The sequence below is a fragment of the Lutispora saccharofermentans genome, from assembly GCF_024363565.1.
GTDB classification, from domain to species: Bacteria; Bacillota; Clostridia; order Lutisporales; family Lutisporaceae; genus Lutispora; species Lutispora saccharofermentans.
Genome location: NZ_JAJEKE010000033.1, coordinates 1 through 5620 on the forward strand (window position 1 = coordinate 1; position 5620 = coordinate 5620).

Genomic DNA, 5620 nt, shown 5'->3' on the forward strand with positions numbered 1-5620 from the left:
TATAAAATAATATGGGGGTGATAATATGGATTCAGACAATCTGTATACCACAATTGAGCTTGAAAAAAATTTGAATGCAACGTATGAAAGGCTTAAGCCTTTAGCCATATCAGAAAGTATCTATAAACCACTGGATATTTACTTTTCTACTGGAACGCCACAAAACATGGAAGGTGCGTATTGTTACTCTGATGAAAATGGGTATCATTATTGTTATACAGAACGAGGAAAAGTGAGTATGCATAAGATAACAAAGGATTTTTTTGAATTATCTTATTGGATAATTAATGACCAAGTTTTTAATATGGCATTAAGCTATGAGTTAAAACACAGAATAAAAGGTAAGGACCCCAGGCGTTTAATATTTAATAAAGAACTACAACTTTTTGAATCAATAGGGGAGAATTACAAGAAAAGGGCTGAAAATGAGATAAATAACATTCTTAATAGAGCACCGTACCAGGATCAATTGTTTTTGTAAACTACCGTATTACACAAAGCCCGATTATTTTGAAGTAGAATATCCAAGACAGACACCTTGAAAAGCTTGTACCTTGGCTATTTTACAGTAATTACAGCTACCCTAAAGGTGTACTTTGCCAAATTTACAGCCACCTAAAGGAAAGTTGCTGTTGTCGGTTCAAATTTCTTAGCGGTCGGCATTGCCGACCGCTGAAAACCGGCGGGTGTGCCCAAAGTGCACCCGCCTTTAACCTTCATGGTCTTTCGACCGTATGGTTCACCCTGCAAATGGGATAATTAAGGGCAATTTGCTGCCGAATAATTCATCTGATGATTTCCTGCACAAAGCCGTCAAATTAGTCCTCACCTTCGAGGAAGGTAAAACTGTAAAACTACCACCCTATGGCGGCAGCTAAAAAGCGACACAGGGGCACACGATGGCTCACGTTGTGAGATATAATCATCAGCAATCTTGCCCTTGGCACTTAAAAGCCAGATATGCAAATTCTGTAAACTGTCAGCAATGATCTTGTAAACTGGCTGTAATTCACAAATATTTGAAGGTGGTGTATAATTTGCGGCAGGAGGGGGTTTAAGGAGGTAATGCAAACCCTGCCTTTTTTCTTTTTCTGAATGTGACAGTTTTGATACAAACGCAAAAAAGACTTGCAATCCCTTTCAATCAGAGTTAACATCACACACCAACGTGTGAAACGTAATAACCTGTTTGAAACTGTAAGTCTTGCGGTAGATAGGCTGTCGCGCCCTTGCGGACGGAAAACCCGTTAACGCTATCATCTGAGGTTGCTGGTACTCGGGGCTTGAAGTGGAGGACAGGAAAAGAGAAGGGATGATATGCAGAAAAGAGAAAATTACCTTTATGTCGGTATGGACTTGCATAAGGACACCCATAACCGCTGTTCTGGTGAATTGCTGGAATGAGAAATTGGATGTTATCGTGATTGAAAACAAACCCAGCGAGTTTAATAAGCTGGCAAAACGGGTAAACAAGAAAGCCTTAGCGTTGGGATTATCACCGATTTACGGTCTGGAAAACGCCTACGGCTATGGAAGGAGCCTTGCGGTATGGCTGATTGAAAAAGGTTATGCTGTTAAAGATGTAAATCCATCCTTGGCTTATGACCAACGCAAAAGTGCACCCATGATGAAGAAAAACGACGAGCACGATGCTTACTGCGTTGCAACGGTGCTGATCAACCAGCTTCATACCCTGCCCGACGCAAAGCCGGAGGACAACCATTGGACGCTGTCCCAGCTTGTCAACCGCCGGGACACCCTTGTCAAAGACGGTATCCAAGCATTGGTGACGGTTCTTTTTGCTTCTATACTTGTGATAATGATGCAGCAGACATGCTGACAGAGCCTACGGATACGACAAGGACAACCCCGGAAATGCCTACGGCCATGAAAATGGAAACAACGGCAATGGCGGCAATCCGAAGCCGAGCTGGGGACACCAGCACAAGAGAGACCAGATGGAAATAAACTATGCAATAGACATAACCTCTCCTGTAAATGACATACTGATGATATACGGAGACCACTATCAAGTCCAAAGATACACCAACGGACTGGACAAAATAAGCATGGACATGTGGGAACTTACCGACCATGACAATGGCTGGATACCTGACGGAACAGGAACAAACCTATCGGAAAAATCAGAAAGGATATACTACCTGGAAGACGAATTAGGCAGTATAATAAAAGTAATAGGAGAAAACGGAAAAACCTCAGCCCACTATAACTATGACGAATTCGGAAGGCCCCTGCCTGAAAGGAAATTTGACCAAAACTGGCCTGGACCCGACAACACCTTTGGATACACAGGCTATCAATACGATGTATCAGCAGGACTATACTATGCCCAGGCAAGATACTACATGCCAGAGATAGGCAGGTTTATCTCCGAAGACCCATGGCCGGGAGATATAACAGCACCACAAACACTAAACCCATACCCATACGTAGTAAATAACCCGCTCAGGTATGTAGACCCATTGGGATTAAATCATAAAGACTTAGGCCCAGGCGGAGCAGCTGCCCCTGCTAATAAGCCAAGTGCGGTAGATAAGACAACAAGCCAAGTTGTTAGGGACAATACAGGTAATAACACTAAGTATAGTGATTGTCCACCAAAGAAGGTAGACCCAAAGGATTTGGATAAAGCAAATCCGTGGAAGACATGGGAACTAGAGTTACAGTACAATATACAACAGCAAATAGAGAATCAAAATAATTTATCTCTAGGTGAAATCAATAAAATTGTAGAAATAGAAATTTTGAAACTACAAAGAAAATATAAAATAGCTTATGAAATGTCGGACCTTGTTGAAGCACAATTTAATAGAACTATGTATAATACTCTAAGACCATTATATGAGTTAAATGGAAATGAAGACACTAAAAATAAACTAGTTAAGTTATTAAATGACAGTTTGAATGTAGCTGTTGTAACAGAAGGCAGTTCATTTAAGGGAACGAGTAGTACTACACAACAACTACAAGAACTTGCTAATAAGGCAAATCAAGCGGTGTCAGGTCAAGGAACAGTACCGGGAACATTAAAGCACACAGAATTTGCTAAGCAAGTAAAGGGGTTAAACAACTCATTATTGCAGCCAGAGATAACTTATAAAAATGGTCAAATAGTTCCTTATGGAACAAAGGGTGGAGTGAGACTTGACGTTGTAGAATATAATGCTAATGGCACAATTAAGGCTGTGTATGATTTAAAAACAGGAAAAGCGGGATTAACAAACAGCAGAATACAAGAAATACTGAATCATCTGCCGAATAATGCTCCTGTATACGAGATTAGACCAAAATAAATAATAGGTTGGAGGAAGTTGAAAAATGGATAAAAAGGCTCTACAAAGGATTATTAAAGATTATTTTACAACATTTGCAAAGCAATATAATTTTGTATTTTATAAATCAACAGTATTGCTTAGAGTATGTGAAGATACACTTCATATAATAAATTTTGACTTGCCAAGTGATGGATTGAATTGCAATATTGCAATTCAACCATTGTATATACCATCTGATACTATCACTTTAAGTTTTGGTAATCGTTTGAACCACTTTAAAACGAAGTTACCTGGAGCATGGGGTTATAGCAATGACAAAAAAGATATTGAAAGAGACCTTTCACAGATTAAAGAATTGCTTGAAATAAATGCTATACCTTGGTTCAATGAAGTTGGAAGGCCAGAAGGTATTATATCTTTCATTGAAAGTGGTTTAGTCGAGGATATTAACATTATTGTGGGATTTCCTTCAATTTTCAGAAATATGTATTTGGGTTTTAGCTATCTGTATACTAACAAAATAGGTCTTGCAGAGAAACTATTGCAACAGGTTGTTGAACAGAGTACAGAGGACAAGAGAGCTTGGGTAGTTCAGCAAAACAAAATGATTAATAGTATTTTGGCTCTTGCAAAAAATGAACCTAATAAAATCGGCGAAAAGCTTAATGAATTTGTCAGAACAACAAAAGATAATCTAAAAATTAAGATATAAAGGTAGATAAGAGGGTAGGTCACACATTTTCGGAGTGTGGCCTTCTTCATATTATTGCTTCATGATGTAATATAACATAAAACTGTTGTACAACAAAAAGAATAATGTGTAAACAACTATTTCCATTTTCAATATTCAGATTGATATTTTTGCTCATCCGACATATAATATAATTAAGTAAGGAATGTAAGAATGAAGCGAAAAGTAAGAAGGGAGTTTTAATATGGAAGTAGCAAGAATTACAACAAAAGGTCAAATAACGATACCGGTCGAAATCAGAAAAAAGCTTAATCTAAAAGAGGGCGATAAGATAATATTTTTAGAACAAGATGGCAGGATATATTTTGAAAATGCTGCGTTATTGGCGTTTAATAGGATACAGGATGCAATGGCAGGAGAAGCACAAAAAGCAGGCTATAATTCTCCGGAAGAAATGAATGAGCTTGTGAAGGAAATAAGAAAAGAAATATGGGAAGAGCGATATGCGAATAATGATTGATACCAATGTCCTGATTTCAATTATCTTCTTTCCATCAGTGCAGATGAATGAACTTAAAATAAAGCTTTGCATGAAACATACGATAGTATTATGCTCCCATATTGTAGAGGAGCTTAACAGAGTTACAAAACGCAAATTTGCTCATAAATTAAAGGAATTGGATGACTTTTTAACAGAATTACCTTATGAGCTTGTTTATACCCCTGCCTTTCTTGAAAAGGACAAGTTTCCGGCAATGCGTGATGTATATGATTATCCTATTCTTGCAACGGCAATATTGGAAGATGTTGATGTGCTTATAACGGGTGACAAGGATTTTGCTGTGGTTGATATTGACCATCCTGAAATATTAACGCCGACAGAATTTTTGTCAAAATATTAAAAATCCCAAAAGATAAAAGAAGCCACGAGGTACAAAATGTACTTCATGGCTTTTTTGATTATTCCCCGAGAATGTATTTTAAACTGTGTAAATGGCAATAATCTCCAATGAATAATGAAAGGAGATATAAACCATGGCACAGTTAAATGAAAAGGAAATGCAGCTTGCAGCACTAATCAGTGAAGGCTGCACCTCACCTGCCGAACTTACGGCAAAACTCAAGAATCTGTTTTCCGGAGCGCTCGAAAAAATGCTTGAATCCGAAATGGACGAGCATTTAGGTTATGAAAAGAACAGTAGAAGCATTGTTGACGGTTATTTTTGCTTCTACAAAATAAGCATGGACATGTGGGAACTTACCGACCATGACAATGGCTGGATACCTGATGGAAAAACATTAGCCACTATAATTCTAAATAGATATCGATAATTCCTCAAAAGGGAAGAATGGCATCAATATATGTCGAATCCTGTCAATTTATATTAATAAAAAAATAGAGGAATGTTAGAAACTATGTTGAAGACTATAAAATAGTATATATTAATGTAAAAGGCAAACTTATCGAAAGATGAGGACGCAAAGCCACGGGTCTAAAGATTCTTCCATGACAGCCGGGTTGCCGAAGTTATATGTAGAGTATAAAAACTCCTACGCTTTTTCGGCGCAGGAGTTTTTATACTTCTCAATAAACATAGGCTTTGCCATAAAGACTTGCAATTGTTAGGAGGAA

7 protein-coding genes, 1 pseudogene and 1 riboswitch are annotated in these 5620 nt (G+C 37.9%); all 8 genes and pseudogenes read left to right on the forward strand.

Features of this window, described 5'->3' with window-relative positions; genetic code table 11:
- Positions 1-25: 25 nt before the first annotated feature.
- Positions 26-481, forward strand: coding sequence for an Imm63 family immunity protein (locus LJD61_RS20140; protein WP_255229400.1), 456 nt, complete (start codon positions 26-28; stop codon positions 479-481).
- Between the two features lie 807 nt (positions 482-1288).
- A complete protein-coding gene (locus LJD61_RS20145; RefSeq protein ID WP_255229401.1) occupies positions 1289-1840 on the forward strand; it encodes an IS110 family transposase in 552 nt (183 codons plus the stop codon).
- A complete protein-coding gene (locus LJD61_RS20150; protein WP_255229402.1) occupies positions 1834-1968 on the forward strand; it encodes a hypothetical protein in 135 nt (44 codons plus the stop codon). The genes LJD61_RS20145 and LJD61_RS20150 overlap by 7 nt, the downstream gene beginning before the upstream one ends.
- Entirely contained in the window at positions 1959-3314 is a 1356-nt protein-coding gene (locus LJD61_RS20155; RefSeq protein WP_255229403.1) for an RHS repeat-associated core domain-containing protein, read from the forward strand. Before LJD61_RS20150 ends, LJD61_RS20155 begins: the two co-directional genes overlap by 10 nt.
- 25 nt (positions 3315-3339) lie before the next feature.
- Entirely contained in the window at positions 3340-4008 is a 669-nt protein-coding gene (locus LJD61_RS20160) for a hypothetical protein (protein WP_255229404.1), read from the forward strand.
- Between the two features lie 223 nt (positions 4009-4231).
- Positions 4232-4507: an AbrB/MazE/SpoVT family DNA-binding domain-containing protein gene (locus LJD61_RS20165; RefSeq protein WP_255229405.1), complete on the forward strand. Its 276-nt coding sequence runs from the start codon at positions 4232-4234 to the stop codon at positions 4505-4507.
- On the forward strand, positions 4491-4889 hold the full coding sequence (locus LJD61_RS20170) for a putative toxin-antitoxin system toxin component, PIN family (RefSeq protein ID WP_255229406.1): 399 nt from the start codon (positions 4491-4493) through the stop codon (positions 4887-4889). Before LJD61_RS20165 ends, LJD61_RS20170 begins: the two co-directional genes overlap by 17 nt.
- Positions 4890-5022: 133 nt before the next feature.
- Positions 5023-5187 (forward strand): annotated as a pseudogene (locus LJD61_RS20875) (IS256 family transposase); the annotation flags it as partial.
- A 244-nt stretch (positions 5188-5431) separates the two neighbouring features.
- A riboswitch (cyclic di-GMP riboswitch) is annotated at positions 5432-5514 on the forward strand.
- The last annotated feature ends 106 nt before the right edge of the window (positions 5515-5620 follow it).